At 72.2% G+C, this 21,927-nt stretch carries 21 protein-coding genes; 15 read left to right on the forward strand and 6 right to left on the reverse strand.

Features of this window, described 5'->3' with window-relative positions:
* Positions 1-159 precede the first annotated feature (159 nt).
* Together ACIP4P_RS08950 and ACIP4P_RS08955 are read left to right on the forward strand one after the other, a co-directional pair.
* Complete coding sequence (locus tag ACIP4P_RS08950) at positions 160-1,755, forward strand: HEAT repeat domain-containing protein (protein WP_400916165.1); 1,596 nt, start codon at positions 160-162, stop codon at positions 1,753-1,755.
* A gap of 40 nt (positions 1,756-1,795) precedes the next feature.
* Positions 1,796-2,116 carry a hypothetical protein gene (locus ACIP4P_RS08955; RefSeq protein WP_400916167.1) on the forward strand — a complete coding sequence of 107 codons (321 nt, stop codon included), beginning with the start codon at positions 1,796-1,798 and terminating at the stop codon, positions 2,114-2,116.
* Positions 2,117-2,191: 75 nt separating this feature from the next.
* On the opposite strand, the gene ACIP4P_RS08960 is transcribed toward ACIP4P_RS08955, so the two are convergent.
* Positions 2,192-3,301 (reverse strand): FAD-dependent monooxygenase, encoded by a 1,110-nt coding sequence (locus tag ACIP4P_RS08960; RefSeq protein WP_400916168.1) that lies wholly within the window; start codon positions 3,299-3,301, stop codon positions 2,192-2,194.
* Between the two features lie 222 nt (positions 3,302-3,523).
* Here ACIP4P_RS08960 and ACIP4P_RS08965 point away from each other — a divergent pair, with 222 nt between their 5' ends.
* From ACIP4P_RS08965 to ACIP4P_RS08980, 4 genes are all read left to right on the forward strand, one after another.
* The gene (locus ACIP4P_RS08965) at positions 3,524-4,471 is read left to right on the forward strand and encodes a TetR/AcrR family transcriptional regulator C-terminal domain-containing protein (RefSeq protein WP_400916169.1); all 948 of its coding nucleotides are present in this window, start codon (positions 3,524-3,526) and stop codon (positions 4,469-4,471) included.
* A gap of 78 nt (positions 4,472-4,549) precedes the next feature.
* Positions 4,550-5,113 carry a TetR/AcrR family transcriptional regulator gene (locus ACIP4P_RS08970; RefSeq protein WP_350514275.1) on the forward strand — a complete coding sequence of 188 codons (564 nt, stop codon included), beginning with the start codon at positions 4,550-4,552 and terminating at the stop codon, positions 5,111-5,113.
* Between the two features lie 106 nt (positions 5,114-5,219).
* Positions 5,220-6,164, forward strand: coding sequence for an NAD-dependent epimerase/dehydratase family protein (locus ACIP4P_RS08975; protein WP_400916171.1), 945 nt, complete (start codon positions 5,220-5,222; stop codon positions 6,162-6,164).
* A 2-nt stretch (positions 6,165-6,166) separates the two neighbouring features.
* Entirely contained in the window at positions 6,167-6,583 is a 417-nt protein-coding gene (locus tag ACIP4P_RS08980; protein WP_400916418.1) for an organic hydroperoxide resistance protein, read from the forward strand.
* A 15-nt stretch (positions 6,584-6,598) separates the two neighbouring features.
* Here the strand turns inward: ACIP4P_RS08980 and ACIP4P_RS08985 are convergent, their stop codons facing one another.
* Positions 6,599-7,228, reverse strand: a complete 630-nt coding sequence (locus tag ACIP4P_RS08985; protein ID WP_400916173.1) for a TetR/AcrR family transcriptional regulator C-terminal domain-containing protein — start codon at positions 7,226-7,228, stop codon at positions 6,599-6,601.
* A 66-nt stretch (positions 7,229-7,294) separates the two neighbouring features.
* Between ACIP4P_RS08985 and ACIP4P_RS08990 the strand changes: the two genes are divergently transcribed.
* Complete coding sequence (locus tag ACIP4P_RS08990; RefSeq protein ID WP_400916174.1) at positions 7,295-8,563, forward strand: beta-ketoacyl-[acyl-carrier-protein] synthase family protein; 1,269 nt, start codon at positions 7,295-7,297, stop codon at positions 8,561-8,563.
* On the opposite strand, the gene ACIP4P_RS08995 is transcribed toward ACIP4P_RS08990, so the two are convergent.
* From ACIP4P_RS08995 to ACIP4P_RS09010, 4 genes are all read right to left on the reverse strand, one after another.
* Complete coding sequence (locus ACIP4P_RS08995) at positions 8,504-8,857, reverse strand: TetR/AcrR family transcriptional regulator (RefSeq protein ID WP_400916420.1); 354 nt, start codon at positions 8,855-8,857, stop codon at positions 8,504-8,506. The two genes, ACIP4P_RS08990 and ACIP4P_RS08995, sit on opposite strands and share 60 nt — an antisense overlap.
* A 178-nt stretch (positions 8,858-9,035) precedes the next feature.
* Positions 9,036-10,208: a macrolide family glycosyltransferase gene (locus ACIP4P_RS09000; protein ID WP_400916176.1), complete on the reverse strand. Its 1,173-nt coding sequence runs from the start codon at positions 10,206-10,208 to the stop codon at positions 9,036-9,038.
* Positions 10,209-10,327: 119 nt separating this feature from the next.
* Positions 10,328-10,984, reverse strand: a complete 657-nt coding sequence (locus tag ACIP4P_RS09005; RefSeq protein ID WP_400916422.1) for a response regulator — start codon at positions 10,982-10,984, stop codon at positions 10,328-10,330.
* 72 nt (positions 10,985-11,056) lie between these two features.
* Positions 11,057-12,121, reverse strand: a complete 1,065-nt coding sequence (locus ACIP4P_RS09010) for a sensor histidine kinase (RefSeq protein WP_400916178.1) — start codon at positions 12,119-12,121, stop codon at positions 11,057-11,059.
* 264 nt (positions 12,122-12,385) lie between these two features.
* Between ACIP4P_RS09010 and ACIP4P_RS09015 the strand changes: the two genes are divergently transcribed.
* The 8 genes from ACIP4P_RS09015 to phzG all read left to right on the forward strand — a co-directional run bounded on the left by ACIP4P_RS09015 (position 12,386) and on the right by phzG (position 21,893).
* Positions 12,386-13,126 carry an ABC transporter ATP-binding protein gene (locus ACIP4P_RS09015; protein ID WP_400916180.1) on the forward strand — a complete coding sequence of 247 codons (741 nt, stop codon included), beginning with the start codon at positions 12,386-12,388 and terminating at the stop codon, positions 13,124-13,126.
* Entirely contained in the window at positions 13,123-14,463 is a 1,341-nt protein-coding gene (locus ACIP4P_RS09020; RefSeq protein ID WP_400916182.1) for an FtsX-like permease family protein, read from the forward strand. Before ACIP4P_RS09015 ends, ACIP4P_RS09020 begins: the two co-directional genes overlap by 4 nt.
* A 110-nt stretch (positions 14,464-14,573) precedes the next feature.
* The gene (gene dacB / locus ACIP4P_RS09025) at positions 14,574-16,181 is read left to right on the forward strand and encodes a D-alanyl-D-alanine carboxypeptidase/D-alanyl-D-alanine-endopeptidase (protein WP_400916183.1); all 1,608 of its coding nucleotides are present in this window, start codon (positions 14,574-14,576) and stop codon (positions 16,179-16,181) included.
* 193 nt (positions 16,182-16,374) lie between these two features.
* Complete coding sequence (locus tag ACIP4P_RS09030) at positions 16,375-17,625, forward strand: Ig-like domain repeat protein (protein ID WP_400916185.1); 1,251 nt, start codon at positions 16,375-16,377, stop codon at positions 17,623-17,625.
* 722 nt (positions 17,626-18,347) lie between these two features.
* Positions 18,348-18,974 carry an isochorismatase family protein gene (locus tag ACIP4P_RS09035; protein WP_400916187.1) on the forward strand — a complete coding sequence of 209 codons (627 nt, stop codon included), beginning with the start codon at positions 18,348-18,350 and terminating at the stop codon, positions 18,972-18,974.
* The gene (locus tag ACIP4P_RS09040) at positions 18,971-20,875 is read left to right on the forward strand and encodes an anthranilate synthase family protein (RefSeq protein ID WP_400916189.1); all 1,905 of its coding nucleotides are present in this window, start codon (positions 18,971-18,973) and stop codon (positions 20,873-20,875) included. Before ACIP4P_RS09035 ends, ACIP4P_RS09040 begins: the two co-directional genes overlap by 4 nt.
* Positions 20,872-21,279, forward strand: coding sequence for a hypothetical protein (locus tag ACIP4P_RS09045; RefSeq protein WP_400916190.1), 408 nt, complete (start codon positions 20,872-20,874; stop codon positions 21,277-21,279). Before ACIP4P_RS09040 ends, ACIP4P_RS09045 begins: the two co-directional genes overlap by 4 nt.
* A complete protein-coding gene (gene phzG, locus ACIP4P_RS09050; protein ID WP_400916191.1) occupies positions 21,276-21,893 on the forward strand; it encodes a phenazine biosynthesis FMN-dependent oxidase PhzG in 618 nt (205 codons plus the stop codon). The genes ACIP4P_RS09045 and phzG overlap by 4 nt, the downstream gene beginning before the upstream one ends.
* The last annotated feature ends 34 nt before the right edge of the window (positions 21,894-21,927 follow it).

Genomic DNA, 21,927 nt, shown 5'->3' on the forward strand with positions numbered 1-21,927 from the left:
GACGCCGACAAGGACAGGATCGCCTCCGGCAACGCCCGCCGGCTCCTCCGGCTGTGACGGCCCACCTGTAGCCGCCCACCTGTGGCCGGCCACCTGTAACCGGCTGACGGCGTCGTTAATGGGGGGCGGCAGGACGCTCTGATCAGGCAGGATGGCGCGGTGAGCTTCTTCTCCCGTCGTCAGCAGCCCCTCCAGGCCGTCCCGTCCCTCCAGCCCCTCCCGGTCCTCCCGCAGCCCTCCCCGAGCACGGACGCCCTGGAGCGCGTCCGGCTGGCGATCGCCGGGGCACGGACCCGGGACGGCGGTGCGCTCGAAGAGCTGACCGCCGCGCTGCTGGAGGTCGGCTCGGCCGGGCAGCTCGCGGACTCGCTCGAAGCACTGCGTGCGCTGACGCGGCGTCCGGAGCTGCTGCTGCGCCTGGACGCCTCCATACGACGGGAGTCGTGGTACGCAAGGCGCCCGGACCCCTCGCCCACCGAGGACGACCCGGTCGCGCTCGCCCTGGCCGCCTCGCACGGCGACGGCCGCGCTCGTGAGCGCGCGGTGCGGCGGATCCTGCACGAGCCGCACCCCGAGCTGATGCCGTTCCTCGTCCTGCGGACCAGCGACTGGGTCCGACAGGTACGGGGAGAGGCGTGCGCGGGCCTGGCCGTTCTGCTCCACGAGAACCCCCGGCTGGCCACCCCCGAGACCGTGCGGACGGCCCTACTGGTCAACCGGCGCCGCCACGGCGCCTTCGCCCACGGCCAGTTGATCGCGCCGTTGCTGGACGCGTCGGGCACGGCCCGGGCCGGAGCGCTGCTGACGGCCCCCGAGCCGTCGGTGCGCCGCTTCGTCCTCGACACCGTCGCCCACCGCCTCGGGCTGCGTGAGCTCGCCGCCCTCGCCGAGAGCGACCCCGACCGGCAGGTCAGGGCCCGGGCCGCCGAGGCCGCCGCCCGCCAGGCGGTGTGGAGCGACCAGGCCGAGCTGCTGCGCCGCCTCGCCCGCAGCCGGCACGCCGAGGTGCGGATCACCGCCCTCACCGGGCTGATGCGCACCGGCTCGCCCCAGGAGGTGGTGCCGTTCCTCGACGACTCGTCCGCGCTGGTACGGGCCCTGGCGCGGGAGGCGGCACGCCGCACCGGCACCGACGCGCGGGCGTACTACCGCACGGCCGTCCAGAGCGCCGAGCCGCCGGTCGGGGCCGTCGCCGGGCTCGCCGAGACCGGCGGCCGGGCCGACGGCCCCCAGCTCACCGCCCTCCTGGACCACCCGTCCGCTCAGGTCCGGGTCCAGGCGCTGCGCGCCCTGCGGAGCCTGGACGCGGTGCCCGTCCCCCGCGTCACGGCACTGCTCGGGGACGGCTCCGGCGCCGTGGTCAGGGAGGCCGCCGCCGCCCTCGCCCCCAGCGCCGCCCAGCTGCCCGCCGACCTGCTGTGGGACATGCTCGCCGACCCGCAGCGGCCCGCGGTGCGCCGGGCCGGCTACCGGCTGCTGAACCGGCGCGACCGCCCCACCGCCCTGCGCGCCGCCCTCCTCGTGAGCGGCGACCCCCACCCCCGACTCGCGGCCCGCGGCAGGACCGACGCCACCACCCGGATCCGCGCCCTGGCCCCGCACCGCTGGCGCACCCGCCCGGTCACGCCCCTCGACGCCGACCCCGCCCAGGCCGCCGAACTGCTCGCCCTGGCGGAGCGGCGCCGGACCGAACTCACCGACGACGTGGTGCAACTGCTGCACGACGCACTCCGCCCGGCGCCTGCCGGCCGGTGACCGGGCTCGGCGTGTGCCCGGTGCTGTGAAAGGCTGGAGCATGCCCTCTCACCTGCGCTTCTTCTTCGAGTACGGGGTCGACACCCCGCTGTGGCCAGGCCCTCCCGGCGACCCCGACCTCGACAGCCCCTACGGATACCCCTGCGTCCTGGAGACCCTGCCCATCACCCCGGCCACCCGGAACGAGCTCACGAGACTCTCCGACCTGTACCAGTCCTCCCTCGACTGGGACCACCCGGCCGGCCCCTCGCCCTGGACCCGGGACCAGCAGGAATCGTTCCGACGCGAGGCCGACGCGGCGCTGGAGACGCTGCGCCGCGACCTGGGGGAGGACTGGGCGGTCGAGGACCGCAGGCACTGAGCCACCTGACAGCGGCCGCACGGCCCGACCCCCTCGCGGTCGGGCCGCGCCGGGGGCTGCTCCTCGCGCGCGCTGTCAGTCGTCGAGTGCGATCGCGTTCTTGGCGCGTTCGACGGAGGCTTCGGCAGCCGGTCCGCCGGGGTTCTCGGTGGCGAGTGCCTGGTTGAGCTCGACGAAGGGGCGCATGCGCTCGTCGTAGCGGGCGAACGCCGCGCGGTGGTCGCCGTCCGCGCGGCGCAGGGCGTCGGCCAGTACGTGGGCTCCCACGAGCGCGAGGCTGGTTCCCTGGCCGGACAGCGGGGAGGCGCAGTAGCCCGCGTCGCCGAGGAGGACGGTGCGGCCGTTCGACCAGCGGTCCATGCGGACCTGCGTCATCGCGTCGAAGTAGAAGTCGGGTGCCTCCCACAGGGCCTTCAGCAGCTTCGGGGTCTCCCAGCGCAGCGTCGCCATCCGCTCGGCGACGAACTGCCTGTGCCGGTCGGCGTCACGGTGGCCGGCGGGCAGCGGTTCGCCCGCGAAGCCGAACGTGATCCTCAACTCCGTGTTGTCCCGCACCGGGTAGATGCCGTAGCCGGCCTCGCCGTCCCTGAGCCACAGCTGCCAGTCGTCCAGGGCGAGGAAGTTGTCCGCGCTGAAGATCGCCAGATGCATGCCCAGGTGGCGGGTGAACTGCTCCTCGGGCCCGAAGGCCAGCCGGCGTACGGCCGAGTGCAGGCCGTCGGCCCCCACGACCAGGTCGAAGGTCCGGGGGCGGCCGTGCTCGAAGGCGACCCGTACCGCGTCCTCGTCCTGGTCGAGCGCGGTGATCCGGTCCCCGAAGACGAACTCGACGTCGGCGCAAGCCTGTTGGTGCAGGATGCGGAGCAGGTCGTCACGCAGCAGCTCGACGTCGTCGTTGGCGAGCCGGCCGCTGCTGAAGGTCGTCTCGGTGGAGCGGTGGATCTCCCTGCCGTCGCCGTCCAGTACGGACATGCCGCGCATCCTGGTGCGGTGGGCTCGGACGTGGTCCAGCAGCCCCATCCGCTCGGTGACATCGAGTGCGACGCCACGGATGTCCACCGCCTGGCCGCCGGGGCGCAGACCCGGTGCGCGTTCCACGACCGTCACGGCGATGCCGTGACGGTGCAGCCAGTGGGCGAGCGCGGACCCGGCGACACCGGCGCCGGAGATCAGCACGGTCTTCATGCAAGCTCCTTCATACGAGCACTTCCGTACGAGCACGTCCGTACGAGCACTTCCATACGCTGTACGCGCTCTGAATGTACGGCGTATGCACAGCGCTGCCAACTGCCATTTTCCTCCTTCTGTCCTAGGACAGCAGGCCGATTCCGGCTGCCCCCGCTGCTAGGGTCTGAACTAGTACAGGTCCGGTGAGTCCCGAAAGAAATCCCTCCAGGAGCCGACAACATGGCCTCGCAGTCCGCCCCGCCGTTCCGACGCATCGCCGACGAGATCGCCCGGCGCATCGCTGAGGGCGCGCTCGCCCCGGGCGAACGCGTGCCGTCGACACGTCAGATCGCCCGTGAATGGGGAGTCGCGCTCGCCACGGCCACGAAGGCCCTCACCGCGCTGCGCCTGGAAGGCCTGGTCGAGGCCCGTCCCCGGGTCGGTACCGTGGTGGCGGCCCCGGCCCCGGCGGAGGGTCGCGTCCCGTTCAGGCGCAGGTCCCCGTCCGCGCTCCTGCCCGATCACGAACTGAGCCGTGAGCGGATCGTCCGCGCCGCGATGGACCTCGCGGACGGCGAGGGGCTGGGCGCGGTGTCGATGCGCAGCGTCGCCGCCAGGCTCGGCGTCGCCGCCATGTCCCCCTACCGGTACGTCAACAGCAAGGACGACCTGGTCCTGCTGATGGCGGACGCGGCGTTCGGCGAGGAGACCTACCCGGTCGAGCCGCCGGAAGGGTGGCGGGCCCGCCTGGAACTCGGGGCGCGGACCCTGTGGGGGATCCATCGCAGGCATCCCTGGCTCTCCCAGGTGGGCTCCCTCACCCGGCCGCTGATGCTTCCGGCCCTGATGGCTCATGCGGAGTGGGCGCTCGCCGCCCTCGACGGCCATGGCCTCGAACCGGAGACCATGCTCGACCTGCACGTCCTGCTCTACGGCTACGTCCACGGGATCGCCGTACATCTGGAACGGGAAGCCCAGGCCGAGGCCGCCACCGGCCTGTCCGAGGACCAGTGGATGGACCGTCAGGCCCCCGCCTTCGCGGCGATCACCGTGGCGACCCGGTATCCCGTGTTCACCAGGATCGCCAACAGCTGCAAGGACGGTTACGACCTCGACCTGGACACCCTGTTCGAGTTCGGCCTCAAGCCGCTCCTCGACGGCATCGCCCTCATCATCGAGGCCGCCTGACGGGCCCTGCGTCGGGCCGGCCCGGCGGGAAGCGGGGGAAGGGTTGACTCGGGGAAGTGTGAGTGGTTTATTACTCATATGGCGACGACGGGACGGGTGCTCAGCACCGCGGAGGAACGCAGGGAAGTGGTGCTCAGCACCGCGGTCAGCAGCTTCGCGGCCCGTGGTTACTACGGCACCAACACCACCGAGGTGGCGAAGCGGGCGGGCATCTCGCAGGCCTATGTCTACCGCCTGTTCCCCAACAAGGAGGCGTTGTTCCTCGCGGTCGTCGAACACTGTTTCGACCTCGTGCGGGACAGCTTCGCCAGGGGCGCGGCCAAGGCGCGCGGCAGCGAGCCGCACGAGGTGCTGATGGCGATGGGCGACGAGTACGCCCGGCTCATCGCCGACCAGGACCTGCTGCTGGTCCAGGTGCACGCCCAGGCGGCCGCGGCGTCCGAGCCCGCGGTGCGCGAGGTGGTGCGGCGCGGCTACGCCAGGACCGTCGAGTACGTGCGCAGCGTTTCCGGCGCGGACGCCGACGCGGTCCAGTACTTCATGGCCAGGGGGGCGTTGTGCCACCTGGTGGTGGCGATCGGCGCCACCGAGGTCGACGCGCCGTGGGCGAACACGCTCTCGGCGGGCCTGCGCCACTACTGATTTCCGTCACCGACCGAGTTTTCGCTGCGAGAACGGCCGCATCATGCGGCCTTTCTTTTGACCCAAAGTGTGAGTGGTTAACCACTCAATCTCTGAAGGAGAAGTCATGAGCCAGGAACTGCACGTCGTCCTCGGCACCGGACCCGTCGGCCTGACCCTCGCCGAGCGGCTCGTCGCCCAGGGCAACCGGGTGTGCACGGTGAACCGGTCCGGCGGTGGGGAGCAGATCGCCGGTTCGGTGCGGGTCGCCGCCGACGTGACCGACCGGGCGAAGCTCGCCGAGATCGTCGAGGGCGCCGACGTCGTCTACAACTGCACGCACGTGCCGTACCAGCTGCAACCGCAGGTGCTGCCCGTGATCCAGGACGCGCTGCTCGACGTGGTCGGCCGCAGCGGCGCGAAGCTGGTCACCGTCGAGACGCTCAACCAGTACGGCCCGACCGGCGGGGTGCCGATGACCGAGCGGACGCCGCTCGCCGCGCCGGGCCCCAAGGGGAAGACGCGCGCCGCGATCACCGAGCGGTACCTGGCCGCGCACCAGCGTGGGGACGTCCGCGTCGCGCTCGGCATGGCGGCCGACTTCTTCGGCCCGCGCGTGCTGCTGTCCTCGCTGGGCGCGTCGGTGTTCCCGGCCGCACTGGCCGGCGCCGCCAGGCTCGGGCTGGGCGACATCGACCTGCCGCGGAGCTACACCTACGTGCCCGACCTCGCCGCCGGCCTCGCCGTGCTCGGCTCCGACGAGCGCGCACTCGGCAGGCTGTGGCACCTGCCCGTCGACGGCCCGTACACGACCCGGCAGATCCACGGCATCATCGGCGACCTGACCGGCGAGCCGACGCAGCTCACGGTGCAGCGCGAGGCGGAGCCGTTCGGCCCGTACGACGAGGAGTTCATGGCCGAGTACCGCGAACTCTTCTACTGGCACACCGAGCCGTTCGTCATGGACGACTCGCTCTACACCAGCACGTTCGGTGCCCGCGCCACCCCGATGCGCGAAGCGCTCGCCACGACCCTCGACTGGTTCGCCCACTCCGCCCAGGAAGGACAGTGACCATGCAGACCCTCTACACCACCGAGGTGACCTCCAGCGGTGACGGCCGCAACGGCAGGGTCCGCTCCAGCGACGGCCTGCTGGACACCGCGCTCGCGCTCCCCAGGGAAGCCGGCGGCTCCGGCACGGCGACCAACCCCGAGCAGTTGTTCGGCGCGGGCTACTCGGCCTGCTTCCACAGCGCGCTACGGCTGGTCGCCCGGGAACGCAAGGTCACCCTGTCCGGCGACACGGTCGTCGCGCGGGTGGCTCTCGCCCGGGACGACGCCGGGTTCCTGCTCGACGTCGAACTGTCCGTGCTGCTGCCCGGGCTGTCGCAGGCGGACGCCGAGTCGCTGGCCGGGGACGCCCACGGGCGCTGCCCGTACTCGCGGGCGATCCGCGGCAACGTCGACGTCACCCTGCGCGTCGCCGTCTGACCGGCGGGCGACTGGTCAGCCTTCGGCCCGGCCGGGCTCGGGTTCGTCGTGGATGGTCAGTGCTCCGGCGAGGTCGAGGTCGGTGACGGTGCCGTTCGCTCCGGCGCGGACGAGCAGGACCGCGCCGAGGGCGGTGCTCCAGAAGGTCCTGGTCTCCGTGCTGAGCGGGCGGCGGGTCTTCCAGCCGCGGCTGTCGAGGAGTTGGCCCACGAAGCGCTCGGACTGCCGGAACAGCAGTTGGAGGTGCTGGTCGACGACGGGGGCGAGTTCGGGCTTGGAGATGCCGGCGGCGAGTGCCCGGGCGACGGACGGGAGCGAGGGCATGGCCAGGACGGCGCGGGCGATGTTGCGTCGGAAGGCCGCCGCGTCGGGGGCTTGGCGGCCGATGCGTTCGATCCGGCGGGCGTCGTGCAGCAGGCCGAGGAAGGCGGCGTGCACGAGCAGGGAGTCCTTCGAGCCGAAGTGGTAGGTGACCTGGTTGGGGAAGACGCCTGCGGCGTTGGCGATCTCCGCGACGCTCACCTCGGCGCCGGGGCGCTCCTCGCAGAGCCGGGCGGTCTCCTCGATCAGCCGGCGCCTGGTGGCGCGACCGCGGTCCCGTGGCCGGGCGGGTGTCGGTCGGGCTTCGGTTCGCTTCTTCTCCACCCGCTAATTGTATGTGATACAACAGGGCTCATTCACTTGTATCGCATACAAGAAAGGTCCAGGGGCATGCACCGGACTGAAGTTGACGTCGTCGTGACCGGACTCGGCGCGATCACCCCACTCGGTGGGGACGTGGCCTCCACCTGGGAGGCCCTGCTGGCCGGCGAGTCCGGCATCCGCGGCGGCGTCCTGCCCGGCCACGAGGGCGCCGGCCTCCCCGACACCGTCGCGGGCACCATGGCGGTCGACCCCGCCGGACTGTTGCCGCGGGTCCAGGCCAGGCGGCTCGACCGCTCGCAGCAGGCGGCCCTGGTCGCGGCGGCCGAGGCCTGGGCCGACGCCGGCACCCCGGAGGTGGACCCGGACCGGCTCGCCTCGGCGATCGGCACCGGCATCGGCGGCGTCCGGACGCTGCTGAAGGAGGACGACGCGCTGGAGACGGCCGGGGCGCGGCGGGTCTCGCCCCGCACCGTCCCGATGCTCATGCCCAACGCGGCGGCGGCGCTGATCAGCATCGAGTACGGTGCGCGGGCCGGGGTCTACACGCCCGTCTCGGCGTGCTCCTCCGGTGCCGAGGCGATCGCCCTCGGGGCCAGGCTCATCCGGGCCGGCGAGGCGGACGTGGTCATCGCGGGCGGGACCGAGGCCGCGATCACCCCGATCACCGTCGCCGGCTTCGTCCAGGCCCAGGCACTGGCGCGGTGCACCGCCGAACCCGCCTCGGCCTCCCGGCCGTTCGCCGCGGACCGCACTGGATTCGTCCTCAGCGAGGGCGCGGCCGTCGTGGTCCTCGAAAGCGCCGAACACGCCGCCGCCCGGGGTGCGCACGTCCACGCCGTCCTCGCGGGCGCCGGCATCGCCGCCGACGCCCATCACATCACGGTGCCCGCCGCCGACGGCTCCGGCCAGATGTCGGCCATGCGCAAGGCCCTCGCGCAAGCCGGCCTGGCCCCCGAGCGGATCAGCCACATCAACGCCCACGCCACCGGAACCCCGGTCGGCGACGCCGCCGAGGCACACGCCATCAGGGCGGTCTTCGGCCGCGCCACCGTGACGGCCCCCAAGGCGGCGCTCGGCCACCTCTTCGGAGCCGCTGGCGCGATCGAGGCGCTCATCGCCGTCCTCAGCGTCGAGCACGGCGTCATCCCGCCGACCCGCAACCTCACCGCGGCCGGCGTCGATCCCGACCTCGACCTCGACGTCGTCGCGGACCGACGGGACGCCCCCCAGGAGGCCGTGCTCAGCAACTCCTTCGGCTTCGGCGGGCAGAACGTCTCACTCATCGTCACCAACGCCCGGCACCACACGTCCCGAGCGGCCTCGTCGACGCCGTGACCCACCCGGCCGCGCAGCGGTCGACAGCGCGGGGTTGGCCAGCCCGAACGCGACCACGGTGTCCCAGCCGACGCGCAGTTCCGTGACCGGGTCGTCGGGGGAGGGTGCGATCTGCTGCTTGGCTGCCAGGAACCGGGTGAAACCGTGCTCGGCCACCGCGTCCAGCAGCCCGTCCTCGTCGCCGAACCGCCGGTAGCGGGCGGGCGGTTGCAGTCCGGCGGCGTCGGCGACCGCCCGGGTGGTGACCGAGTCGCGGCCCCCTTGCTCCAGCAGGCGGGTCGCGGCCGCGATGATCCGGCGGCGCGTCTGTTCCCGTGCGGTGGTGGCGGGTTCCGCTGCGCGCCGGGTGGGGGTCGGTCGGGTCGGCTGGGTCGGTCGGGTCGGTGTTGCGGGCGGGGCGGTTCCTGTACGTCGGCTGAGGCAGTGCCCTTCTTCGGAAAGCCGGTCTCGTCCACGATCAGCACGCCGTCTTCTAACGGAGGTACTGCTCGATCACGTCGGCGCCGCGGGTGACTCCACCACTTCGCAGGATGGCTTGGCGCATTCCCGCAAGGTTGACGCGTACTGCCGGGTCCGAGGCAACCCTGCTGATCGCCGCCCGCAGTGCTTCGGCGCTCACCATGTCGGCGTCCAGGCGTTCGCCGAGCCCGAGCTCCTCCAGGCGCCCGGCGTTGGCAGCCTGCTCGGGTGTCCGCGGGACGGCGACGAGGCCGACCCCGTAATGCAGCGCCTCCATGACGGAGTTCATCCCGGCGTGCGAGACGAAGGCGGTGGCACGGCGGAGTACCGCCAGTTGCGGGAATCGCGGACGGACGTCCACCCGGCTCGGGACGGCGCCCAGTACGGCGGCGTCCGTATCGCCCACGGTCATCGCCAACTGCCACGGTCCGTCGGCGACGGCTTCCATGCAGGCGCGGTAGAACTCCGGGCGACCGTTGAAGACGGTGCCCAGTGAGACATACAGCAGTGGCGCGTCGGGGTCGGGCGGTGACCACTGTTCGGCCTGCTCGCGCCTGCCCATCGAAGGACCGATGAACTGAAAACGTTCGTCGAAACTGTCAGCGGCCGGCTGGAACTCTCGCGGGACGAAGACGAGGTTGAGCCCGTCCGCCATCGTCATGGTGTCGGCGACACCGAGCGGGACACCGTACTCGGCGGAGAAGGCCGCACAGTCGGCGGCGAGCAGGGCCATCGCCGGATCGTCGGTGTCGAGCCCCGCAGTCAACTGCCGGTCCAGTGAGTACGTCTCGTTCGAGGCGAGGTGGGGGAAGCACTGCACGGCGGGGATGCCCAGCCTCCTGGCGATGATCCGTGCAGGCCAGTTCGTCGTGTCGTAACAGATTGCGTCCACCGGCTCCGAGGTGCAGTACTTCCGCAGCACCGGGTAGGTCGCACTCATTGCCGCGAAGTAGTGGCGCAACCAGCCGGCCACGGCCTCCGGGCCGATCTTTGATGGCGGTGTGAACGGCTCCAGTGGCGGTAGTTCCAACCACCGTGCGCCGGCGCCGGTGATCGCGGCCGCGTGGCCTGCACCGGTGGCGTAGTCCACCTGGTGCCCGCGCCGTACGAGTTCCTCGACCAACGGCAACATCGGATTGATGTGACCATGCCCAGCCAGGGTCATGAAGAGTAACTTCTTCAACACGAGGGACACACTGGCAGCCCCGACGCCGCAACGCCATCGAGATTCGCGACTCACCGCAGCCACGGTCGGCGACCGCTCGCCGACCTCTCGACCGGATGGATCACGAAGTCACGCCGGAGTCAGTTGTATTCGAACCAGGTCAGGATGGCCTTCACCCGGCGGTTGTCCTCGCCGGAAGGCATGCCGAGTTTCAGGAAGACGTTCCCCACGTGTTTGGCCACGGCGGCGCCCGAGAGGAACAGCTGCGCCGCGATCTCCGCGTTGGAGCGGCCTTCGGCCATGAGGGCGAGCACCTCCTGTTCGCGCGCCGTGAGCCGGGCGAGCGGGCCCCGGGGCGGGTCGGCGCGGGTGACGTGGCGGACCACCTCGGGGTCGATCACCACTCCACCGCCGGCGACCGTCTCGACGGCCCGCAGGAAGTCCGCCACCCTGCCCACCTTCTCCTTGAGCAGGTAGCCGACGGCCCCGTCGGTGCCCGGGCCGTTCAGGAGTTCACGCACGTACGGGCCCGTGACGTAGGCGGAGAGGACCAGGACCGGCAGGTCCTGGTGCCGGGACCGGATGTCGATCGCGGCCCGGAGTCCGTCGTCGGTGTTACCGGGCGGCATGCGGACATCCGTGATCACCAGATCGGGGGCGGCGCCGGCGGCGGTGAGCTCGTCGACCGCCGCGACCAGTTCGTCGGCGTCCTCGCATTCGCGGATCACGTCGTGGGCACTGGAGACCAGGATCTCCCGGATTCCGGCGCGAATCAGCAGACTGTCGTCCGCCAGGATGATTCTCACGATCGATGTCCCATCGCTTTCCCCGTTCCGCTTTCCCGTCCCGCTCTTCCCGGTCGAATTCCGTCACCACGGGGGTTCGGCCGGGGCGGATGCCACGATCTCCGTCCCGCCGCCCGGCGGGCTGATGATTTCGAGGTTCCCACCGACGCTTCGCATCCGCTCACGCAGCCCGGAGAGCCCGGAACCGGTGCTGATCCGCGCGCCGCCGGCGCCGTCGTCCCGCACCAGGACGCGCACCCCGCTGTCGGAGCACCGCAGCTCGATCCGGGCGCTGTCGACGCCCGCGTGCTTGGCGATGTTCGTCAGGGCCTCGGAGACCGTGAAGTACACGGCCGCGGCGATCGGCGAGGAGAGCCGGGCGTCCGTACCGGTGCTGGTCAGTTCGACCCGCAACGGTGATCTGGCCACCAGCTCCCGGACGGCGGCGATGAGACCGAGATCGCTCAGTTCGCCGGGGTGGATGTCGCGCACCGTCTCCCTCAGCCGTTCGAGCGCGCGCTCCGCCTGGCCCTGGGCCTGGCGGGCCAGCTGGACGATCCGCTCCTCGTCGATGGCCGAGGCCGAGGCCGCGGCCTCCAGGATCCCCAGGCGCATGACGAGGGCGACGAGTTCCTGCTGGGCGCCGTCGTGCAGGTCGCGCTCGATGCGTCGGCGCTCGTTCTCGAAGGCCACCGTCAACGAGGCCCGGCTGGCGCGGAGTTCCTCCAGTTTCGCGAGCAGGTCGGGGTTCCGGCGCTCCGAGAAGGCCCGCAGGAGCAGGTCGCGGAGCAGGGAGACGCCGGCCAGCGCACCCCCGGTGACCGCGCCGAGGACGATGCCCGAGGGCACCGCCACGAGGGTCTCCCACAGGGCGGCCGGGGTGAACGGGCCGACTTTCGCGGCGATGCCGAAACCCCAGAGGACGGGGGAGAGGACCAGCGCGAGGGCGCTGAAGAATCCGAGGAATCCCACCAGCAGCGAGAGCGCGGACAGGAGCGTGGCGGTGGCGAACACGGGGAGGTCGGTCCGCCACACCGACCGTGTCCGCAGCCGACCGGCCACCCACCGCGCCCAGCTGCGGTCGACGGGTCGCAGCGGCACCGTCCGGACGCCGCACCACTGCGCCCTGGAGCGATCCAGCTCGGCCACCACCGGGACCGAGACCGGTGCGGCGAGAACGGAAATCAGGAGGATCGGAAAGGCGGCCGCTGCGACGAATTCGGTCAGGAGCCTCCGGGCGACACGAACACGAATCTGCGCCATGATCAATATCTTCGCACAGTTCGGATCGGTCGAGCGGTAGACCCAGGTCTACTTCCAATAGCAGTGCGGGCACCCGTGCACTCCACCGCCCGTCGCGGCTTTCCTTGGGTCATGTCATTTTCCACTGCCGCTCCCGTGCCGTGCATTCGTTTGCGCGGCCTTCGGACGGAATTCCCCCTTCCCGGCCGCCGGGGCGAGACGACGCGCGTCCTGCACGACATCGACCTGGACATTCCCGAAGGCCGGCTGACCGCCGTCGTCGGCCCCTCCGGTTCGGGCAAGTCGACGCTCCTGCTCTGCACGGCCGGCCTGGAGCAGGCGACGGCGGGGTCCGTCGAGGTCCTCGGGACGGACCTCCGCTCGCTCGGCCCCCGCAAGCAGGCCGCGTTCCGCAGCGAGAACATCGGCTTCGTCTTCCAGGAGTACAACCTGGTCAGCTCGCTGACGGTCGAGGACAACATCGCCCTGCCGGCGCGGCTGGCCGGCCGCCGGGTGCCCAGGGCCCGGGTCGAGGACGCCATGGCGCGGCTGGGCATCGCCAAGCACGCGCGGCGACGCCCCGACCGCCTCTCCGGTGGCGAGCGCCAGCGCGTCGCGGTGGCCCGGGTGGTGGCGAACCGGCCGCGGATCGTCTTCGCCGACGAGCCGACGGGTGCGCTCGACCTCAAGTCGGGTCATGTGGTGCTCGACTGGCTGCAGGCGCTCCCCGCGCAGGGGAGCACGGTGCTCATGGTCACCCACGACCCCCATGCGGCCGCGCGGGCCGATCAGGTCGTGGTGATGGGGTCCGGGCGGGTGCACGCCGTCATTCCCGGTGGCGACTCCCGCGCGGTGGGCGACGCCGTCCTCTCGGCGCAGTCGGCGGACGAGGCCGGCGGGGAGGAGTCGTGATCCGCCTCGTGCTCTCGGACATCCGCCTCCAGGCCTCGATGTGGTGGTGGACGCTCCTGTGCGCCACGGTCGGCGCGGCGTGCTCGGCGGGCTCGGCCATCGCGATGTTCACCGCCCTCTCGGCGGCGCGGGCGGCGGGTGACGCGCGGATGGTCTCCGCGTCGACCGCCCTCGGCGGCAACATCGTCTTCTTCACCGTGCTCGCCGCCGTCGGCATCGTCGCCTCCGCGGTCGGCCTGACGTTGACGACCCAGCGGCGCGAGCACGCCCTGTGGGTGATCCTCGGGATTCCGCGCCACCGGGTCAGGTTCGTCCTGCGGACGGAACTGGTGGTGCTGGGCACGGTGGCCGGCGTGCTGGCCGCACCGCTCGCCCTGGTGGTCGCGGGCGTCGCCCTCGCGCAGTGGAGGGGGGCGGGGCTCGACCTGCACGGGGCCTCGGTCGGGTTCCGGTTCTGGTACGTCGGCGTGAACGCGCTGTTCGGACTGGTTCCGTGCCTGCTCGGGGGCTGGGGCGTCACCCGGCGGGCCGCCAGGACGCCGGAGATGCACGCCTTCCGGGACCACTCCGATCCCCCGGCCCGGACGGGCGTCGTCCGCGGTGTGCTCGCCCTGTGCCTGCTCGCCGGTGTGGTCGGGATGTGGATCCCCGGTCTGGGCCTCGACCTCAAGGGCGGGTTCGCCCAGCGGACGGCCTTCGCGTTCGCCGGGAACCTCTTCCTCGTCTGCCTGCTGCTGCTGATGGGGCCGTGGGTGCTCACCCCGCTGATGAGGCTCTGGACGGCGCTGGTGCCCTCGCGCGGCGTCGCCTGGCACCTTGCCGTGCGGTCGTGCCGGGCCCGTGCGGCGAGGAGCGTCACCACGGTGCTGCCCTTCGCGCTCTCCCTGTCGTTCGTCGGCCTCTTCATGGTGATGGGGAACGTCATGCCCGGCGGCAGTACCGGGCTGGACAACATCCTCGTCGTGCTGGGCTGGGTCTTCGTCGTGTCCTGGGTCGGGGGCCTCGCCGTGATCGCCCTCGTCGGGCGGGAACGCGTCCGTGACTCCGCCGTCGTGACGGTGGCCGGTGCGCGGCCGGGCGTGGTCACCCGGTCGCTGGTCTACGAGGGGGCGATCTACGCGGGGACGGCGATCGTCTTCGGCGCGCTCTTCCTCGCCGTGTCGAGCCTCACCATCGCCCTGGGCGCCCGGACCGACGTCGTCCGGGTCCTGGCGGACCTCCCCTGGGCCACCCTCGGGGCGCTCGCCGCCGGGACGCTGGCCACCACCTGCCTCGCGCTGGTCCTACAGGCCGCCCGGGTCTCCCGCACGGTCGCGGTCCGGGCCCTGCGCTCGTGAACCGGGACGCGGCAACCAACCTCACCGTGCTCGTCGACGATCGAGCCCGAATGTCGAACAGGAAAGAACGAATGACAAGCAATTCCCCCTCCGGAATCAAGGCACCTCGGGTGCGGAGGCGCGCAGCCCTGGTACTCGCCGCTTCGATCGCGGCCGCCGTGGCGATGACGGCGTGCTCCCACGACTCCGCGGACACCTCGGCCTCTCCGGCCCCGGGTGCCACCCGGGTGAGCGCCGACCTGCAGAAGCTCATGAGTACCGCACCGTGGTCATCGGGCCAGTGGGGCCTTCAGGTCGCCGATCTGAAGACCGGGAAGGTCGTCCAGTCCAAGGGTGCCGATACGCAGTTCATGACCGGTTCGACGGCCAAGACCTTCGCGGTCGGTGCCGCGCTCGACGTCCTGGGCGGCGACCATCGCTTCCGTACGCCTGTGGTGCACTCCGGTACGGTCTCCGCGGACGGGCGGCTCTCCGGCGACCTCATCCTGGTCGGGAGCGGCGACCTGGCACTCGGCGGGCGGACCACCGCGTCGGGCGGACTGGACGTCCCCGACTTCGACCACTACGACGCCAACGCCGTCCCCGGCCTGGCGACCATCACCGCCGAGGACCCGCTGGCGGGAATCGACGAGCTGGCCCGGCAGGTCGCGGCCAGTGGCGTCCGCCATGTCGACGGCGACGTGGTGATCGACAACCGGCTCTGGGATCCGGTGTCGATCGGCGGGGTGCCGGTCACTCCGACCGTCGTCAACGACAACCTGATCGACGTGCTCATCACGCCGGGCGCACCCGGCGGGCCGGCCAAGGTCGACTGGCGCCCCAAGACCGCCGCCTTCGGCGTGGACGCGCAGGTGACCACCACGCCCGCCGGAAGCAAGCCGACGGTGACGACCGAGAGCGTGAGCCCCGGGCACATTCGCGTGCGAGGTTCCGTACCCGCGGACGCGAAGGCCCCCTTCGTGACGACCTACCAGGTTCCCGACCCGGCGGCGTTCGCCCGCACCGTCCTCATCGAGGCACTCGGCAGGAACGGCGTGAGCGTATCCGCCCCCTCGCTGGGAGCGAACCCGGACAGCCGGCTCCCTCCGTCGGCTGAGGTGAACTCGCTCCCCGTGTCGGCGAGTTACACCTCGCCGCCCTTCAAGGAGTACGCCAAGCTGATCAACAAGGTCAGCCACAATCTCGGGGCGAACCTCCTGCCGCCGCTGATGGCGGTGCACAACGGGCAGCGGACCTACGCGGACGGCATGAAGATCGAGAAGGACTTCCTCGCCCGCTCGGGGGTGGACCCGCAGTCGGTGAGCCTCGTCGACGCCCAGGGACTCCCCGGCGACAAGGCGACGCCGACCGCCCAGGTGGCGCTGCTGCGGCAGCTGGCACGGCAGGACGACTTCGACGTCTTCTACGACTCCATGCCGAGCATGGGCGTCGACGGTTCGCTCGCCGACGTCATCGACCGCACCGATCCCGCCGCCGGACACATCCGTGCGAAGACCGGCACCCTGGTCAGCTCCTACCAGGGCGAGTTGGCCCTCGGCACCAAGGCACTCGCGGGCTACATCGACGCGAAGGACGGCCACCGCTACGCCTTCGCGATGTACGTGAACAACATTCCGGTGCCCGGTGGCTCGGTGAGCGATGCCATCGACCTCGCTCTCAAGGCCAACAAGCAACTGGGAGCGATGGCCGCCACGGTCTACGAGTCGCCCAAGGCGTGACGGGCAGCCCGATGAGGTGATCGCTTCGGCAACCGGGGACGGAGTCGGGTTCCAGCGGGTCCCGGGGGTGGGGTCCGGAGAGGTGAATCGGTGGTGTGTCAGGTCGGTGGGCGGCCGCGGCCCCTGCTGGGTGATCGACAGTGGCGGATGGCGACTGCTCGCCGAGACCCCCTTCCGTCGTCTGGAGTTGATCATGACGTTCTCACTGTCAGAGGCCCCCGCTGTCGGGCACCGTCCCGGTTCGGCGGGCCGGCGGGGCCGGGCGCTGGCCGTCGCGGCCGGGGTGCTCTGCGCCGCCGTCGCGCCGGTGGCGCTTGCCGCGCCCGCCCACGCGGCCGGCGCCTGCACGACCACCGGTACCACCACCACCTGCACCTTCGCCACCGCCGGCGCGGACCAGGCGTTCACCGTCCCGGCCGGTGTCACCCGACTGTCCGTCACCGCCACCGGGGCCGAAGGCCAGAGTGCCGCCAACGGTGGAACCGGCGGCAGCGGCGCCAACGTGAGCGGCACCGTCACCGTGACGCCCGGCAGCACCCTCTACGTCAACGTCGACACCGGCGGCGGCCCCGCCGGCGGTGTCCCCGACGTGAGCAGCGGCGGTACCGGCGGCGGTTCCAGCGACATCCGCACCTGCGCCTCGACCGCCGCGAACTGCGTTCTGACCGGTGTCCCCGCAACCGACCCGCGCCTGATCGTCGCCGCCGGCGGAGGCGGCGGTGGCGGAGGAATCGCGCAGACCCCCGCCACCGGGGCCACCGGCGGAAACGCGGGAGACACCGGAGGATCCGGCGGCCAGCGGCCCCAAGGCGCCGGGGGCGGCGGCGGTGCGACCCAGGCAGCCGGAGGAACCGGGGGTGCCGGCTGTCCTGCGGGTCCCCCCGGAACCGGTTCCGGCACCATGGGCGAGCCGGGTGCCGGGGGCCAGGGCGGGGGCGCCTTCGGCGGTGGGGGCGGTGGCGGCGGCTGGTTCGGCGGCGGCGGGGGCGGCGGCTGCGTGGCCATCGGCGGCAACGGCACCCTCGGGCCGGGTGGCGGTGGCGGCGGATCGAACCTCGTCCCCTCCGGCGGCACCTCCGCGGTCGCGTCGGGCCCGGCGCAGGTCACCCTCACCTACACCACGGGCAAACCCGTCACCACCACCCTGACCGCACTCATCCCCGTCACCCGGGTCGGCCGGCCCGTCGTGCTCAGCGACCTCGTCTGCCCCGCCCCGGGCTCCACCACCAAGCCCACCGGAACCGTCACCTTCACCGACACCACCACCGGCACCGCCCTGGGCACCGAACCCCTGTTCCTCTCCCTCGGCCACTGCGCCGCCGCCGGCCTGGTCACCACCTTCCACACCACCGGCACCCACACCATCACCGCCGTCTACAGCGGCGACTCCGTCTACCAGGGCAACGGCGGCAACCCCGAAACCACCACCGTCACCGTGAACTGACCCGGCACACCGCACCACGCAACCAGCAGACGCACCCTGGTGGGTTCCCGCCCGACCGAGGGTGCGTACGCTTGCCCGGACCGGGTGGACCTCGTCCTGGGCGCCGGCATCGCGAACACCTGCTACGGGCCGGAATGCTTCCTAGGGGTCGCCTTCAGGGCCGCTCAAGTATTGATGAATCACTGTGGTTCATGGTGCGTCGTCATGAGCCGTCGGCACGTCCCGGCCGGCCGTGCCGGAGTGCTACGGCGCGATCGAGGTCGGTCGCCGACGGCGAAAATCCGCTCCGCTGACCAGTGCGAACGGGGAATCGATCAAGAATTCCAGCTGCCGTGGCGACGCGTGGACTCATAGCCGGAAGATCGAAGAAATACTCCGTACAGCACTTTATTCACGCCTTGACAGCGGCCTATTTCCGACTGTTGTATGACTGGCGTCGCGGGGTCGGGATGGCAAACAAAAGTTACTCGCGCCATATCCGCCGCACGGTGGCGGAACGCCCGGCCTTTTCTGCCGGGTGCACAGCAAATCCCTTTCCGTATTTCCCGAAATCGGGAATTCCACGAACAGCGAGTGCCGACATGTTCGAGCTCTGGAGAAACCTTGAACGCCACCTCGCTCGTAGCTTCGACAGACCCGGTCGCCCGGCGGCGGCCCCGCCGGGGAGGCCTGGCGGTACGCACCGCGGCTGACGTGGGGTCGCACCGGGCCGGGGAGGGATCGTGTCGGGCCTGACGCCGATCGCGGCCTACCCGCTTCCGACGACGACGGACGACCTGCCCGTCAACACCGCGCGCTGGACCCCCGATCCGCGCCGGGCGGTGCTGCTCGTGCACGACATGCAGCGCTACTTCCTCGCGCCGTTCCCGCCGGCGGTGCGCGACCCGCTGGTGCGCAACTGCGCGTCGCTGCGGGAGCGTTGTGTCGCCCTCGACGTCCCGGTGTGCTACACCGCGCAGCCCGGCGGCATGACGGAGCGGCAACGCGGTCTGCTCAAGGACTTCTGGGGCCCCGGGATGAGCGTGGCCCCCGAGGACCGCCTGGTCGTACCGGAGTTGACGCCCCGGTCGACGGACGACGTGTTCACCAAGTGGCGCTACAGCGCGTTCTTCAAGTCCGCCCTGTTGGCCCGCATGCGGGACCAGGGCCGCGACCAGCTGATCCTCTGCGGGGTGTACGCGCACGTCGGCGTCCTGGCCACGGCCCTTGAGGCGTTCACCAACGACATCCAGCCGTTCCTGGTCGCCGACGCCGTCGGGGACTTCTCCGCCGAGTACCACCGGCTGGCCCTCGACTACGCGGCCGCCCGCTGCTCGGTGGTCACCACCACCGAGGAGGTCTTCCGATGAACCCGTCGCAGTTGCTCGGGCGCGTCCTGGGCCCCGATCCGGGCGCCTTCGCCCTCCTGCACCGCCCCGAGAGCCTGGGCCCGGACCGGATGGACGTCCTGCTGGGCCGGATCGGCACCCCGGCCCGGCTCGCCGACGTCCCGCTGGGCGCAGGGCCCCGGACCCCCGGCGAGGACCGGCACGACGTGCTGGTCCTGGTGCCGCACCAGCAGATCGCCGAGCGCGGCTTCGCCGCCGTCCCGGACGGCTCGCCGCTGCTCGCGATGACGGTGACCGACCAGGGCCGGATCGCCACCTCCGAGGTGCTCAGGCGCCTGCCGGACGAGCCGATCGGCCTGGCCGGCGGACGCTTCGACACCGACGACGAGGCCTACGCCGACACGGTGCGCGCGGTGCTCGACCGCGAGATCGGCACCGGGGAGGGGTCGAACTTCGTCATCAAGCGCTCGTTCGTCGCCACCGTCACCGGCTACTCCACGCGCAGCGCGTTGAGCCTGTTCCGGCGGCTGCTCACCCGGGAGACCGGCGCCTACTGGACGTTCCTCGTGCACACCGGCACCCGCACCTTCGTCGGCGCCACCCCGGAACGCCACGTCAGCCTGCGGGACGGCGTCGCGGCGATGACCCCGATCAGCGGGACCTACCGCTACCCCGCGAGCGGACCGGTGCTGTCCGAGGTCATGGACTTCCTGACCGACGGCAAGGAGACCGACGAGCTGTACATGGTCCTGGACGAGGAGTTGAAGATGATGGCCCGCGTCTGCCGCAGCGGCGGCCGGGTGGTGGGCCCGTTCCTGCGGCAGATGGCCCGGCTCGCGCACACCGAGTACGTCATCGAGGGGCGCAGCGACCTCGACCCCCGGGACATCCTGCGGGAGACCCTGTTCGCCCCCACGGTGACCGGCAGCCCGCTGGAGAACGCCTGCCGGGTGATCACCCGGCACGAACCGCGCGGCCGCGGCTACTACGGAGGCGTCGCCGCGCTCATCGGCCGCGGCGCCGACGGCGCACCCACCCTGGACTCCGCGATCCTGATCCGCACCGCCGACATCAGCGGCCCGGGCCCCGACGGCGCGGGGCGGGTCGAGGTCGGGGTGGGCGCGACCCTGGTCCGGCACTCCGATCCCGCCGCCGAGGTCGCCGAGACCCGGACCAAGGCCGCGGGCCTGCTCTCGGCACTGGGCGCCGACGAGCGGCTCGACGCGCACCCGCTGGTCCGGGAGGCGCTGGGCCGGCGCAACGGGACGATCGCGCGGTTCTGGCTCAGCGACACCGCGGCGCGGACCCGGCCGCACCCGGTACTGGCGGGCCGCCGGGCCCTGGTCGTCGACGCCGAGGACACCTTCAGCGCGATGCTGGCCCACCAGCTGCGCGCCGTCGGGCTGACGGTGCACCTGGCCGGCTTCGACGCGCCGCACCGCTTCGACGACCACGACCTCGTCGTCCTGGGCCCCGGCCCCGGCGACCCGCGCGAGGCCGGCCACCCCCGGATGGCCCGGCTCACCTCGGCGATCGAGGAGCTGCTGTCCCGGCGCACCCCCTTCCTGGCCGTGTGCCTGAGCCATCAGCTGCTGTGCCGGCACCTCGGCCTGCCACTGAGACGCCGCCAGGTCCCCAACCAGGGGACCCAGCGCGAGATCGACCTGTTCGGCTCGCGGGAGCACGTCGGCTTCTACAACTCCTACGCGGCCTACGCGCGGGCCGAGCAGCTGGAGTGCCCCGGCGTGGGCGAGGTGCGGGTCGGCCTGGACGCCGGGACCGGGGAGGTGCACGCCCTGCGCGGGCCGCACTTCAGCTCGGTGCAGTTCCACCTCGAATCGGTGCTCACCCGGGACGGAGTACGGATCCTGGGCGCACTGCTGGCCCCGTTGACGGAAATCAAGGAGGTGCTGAACGCGTGATAGCCACCATCTCCTGGTGGGACCTCTCCGGGTCCGACCAGACCATCGACTCCCTGCGGGTCTACCTGCGGGACGAGGGCGTGGAGCCGTGGGCCGGGATCGACGGACTCCGTCTGAAGATCTGGATCTCCGACCGGCGGACCAACCGCTGGGGCGCGGTGATGCTGTGGGAGTCCACGGCCGACCTGACCGCGCCGATGCCGCCGAACCGGGCCACCGAGCTGATCGGCTACCCGCCGACCCTCCGGATGGCGACCGAGGTGGAGGCGCTCGTGGAGGGCGTCCGCTCCGGCGGGACGCCCGACCGGGGCCTCGCCTTCGAGCCCGTGGCCTTCGAGCCCGTTGCCGTTGAGCCTGTCGAGTCCGAGCCCGTCGCCTTCGAGCCCGTCGAGGAGCCGTCGTGAGCGCGTCGACCCCGCCCCCGGCGTCCGACGAGTTCGCCGCCCCGCCCGCCGAACCGATGGGCCTGCTCCAGGCCTGGTTCGACAGCGCCGTCGCGAACGCCGTCCGCGAGCCGGGCGCGCTGGCGCTGGCCTCCGCCGATGCCCGCGGCCACGCCTCGAACCGGATCGTGCAGGTGCTCGCGGTCCGCGACACGGGCCTGGTGTTCGCCAGCCACGCCGACAGCCGCAAGGGCCGGGACCTGGCCGGGACGCCGTGGGCATCCGGGGTGCTCTACTGGCGCGAGGCCGGCCGCCAGGCGATCGTGAGCGGCCCGACCCGTCCGCTGCCCGACGGGGAGTGCGACGCCCTGTGGGCCGCCCGGCCGGCCGCCGCGCACCCGATGTCGGTGGCCTCGCACCAGAGCGCACCGCTGTCGGACGAGCACGCCCTGCGGGCGGAGGCCGCACGACTGGGCCGCGACGGCACGGCGCTGCCCCGCCCGGCCGGCTGGCTCGGCTACCTGCTGGAGCCCGCGGCCGTCGAGTTCTGGCAGGCCGCCCCGGACCGGCTGCACCGAAGGCTCCGCTACGAGCGCGACGGCTCCGGCTGGCGCGCCGACCGGCTCCAACCCTGACCGTGCCCGCCAAGTCCTCCAACAGGAGAAGGTA

Source organism: Kitasatospora sp. NPDC089509, assembly GCF_044749365.1.
Taxonomy (GTDB): domain Bacteria; phylum Actinomycetota; class Actinomycetes; order Streptomycetales; family Streptomycetaceae; genus Kitasatospora.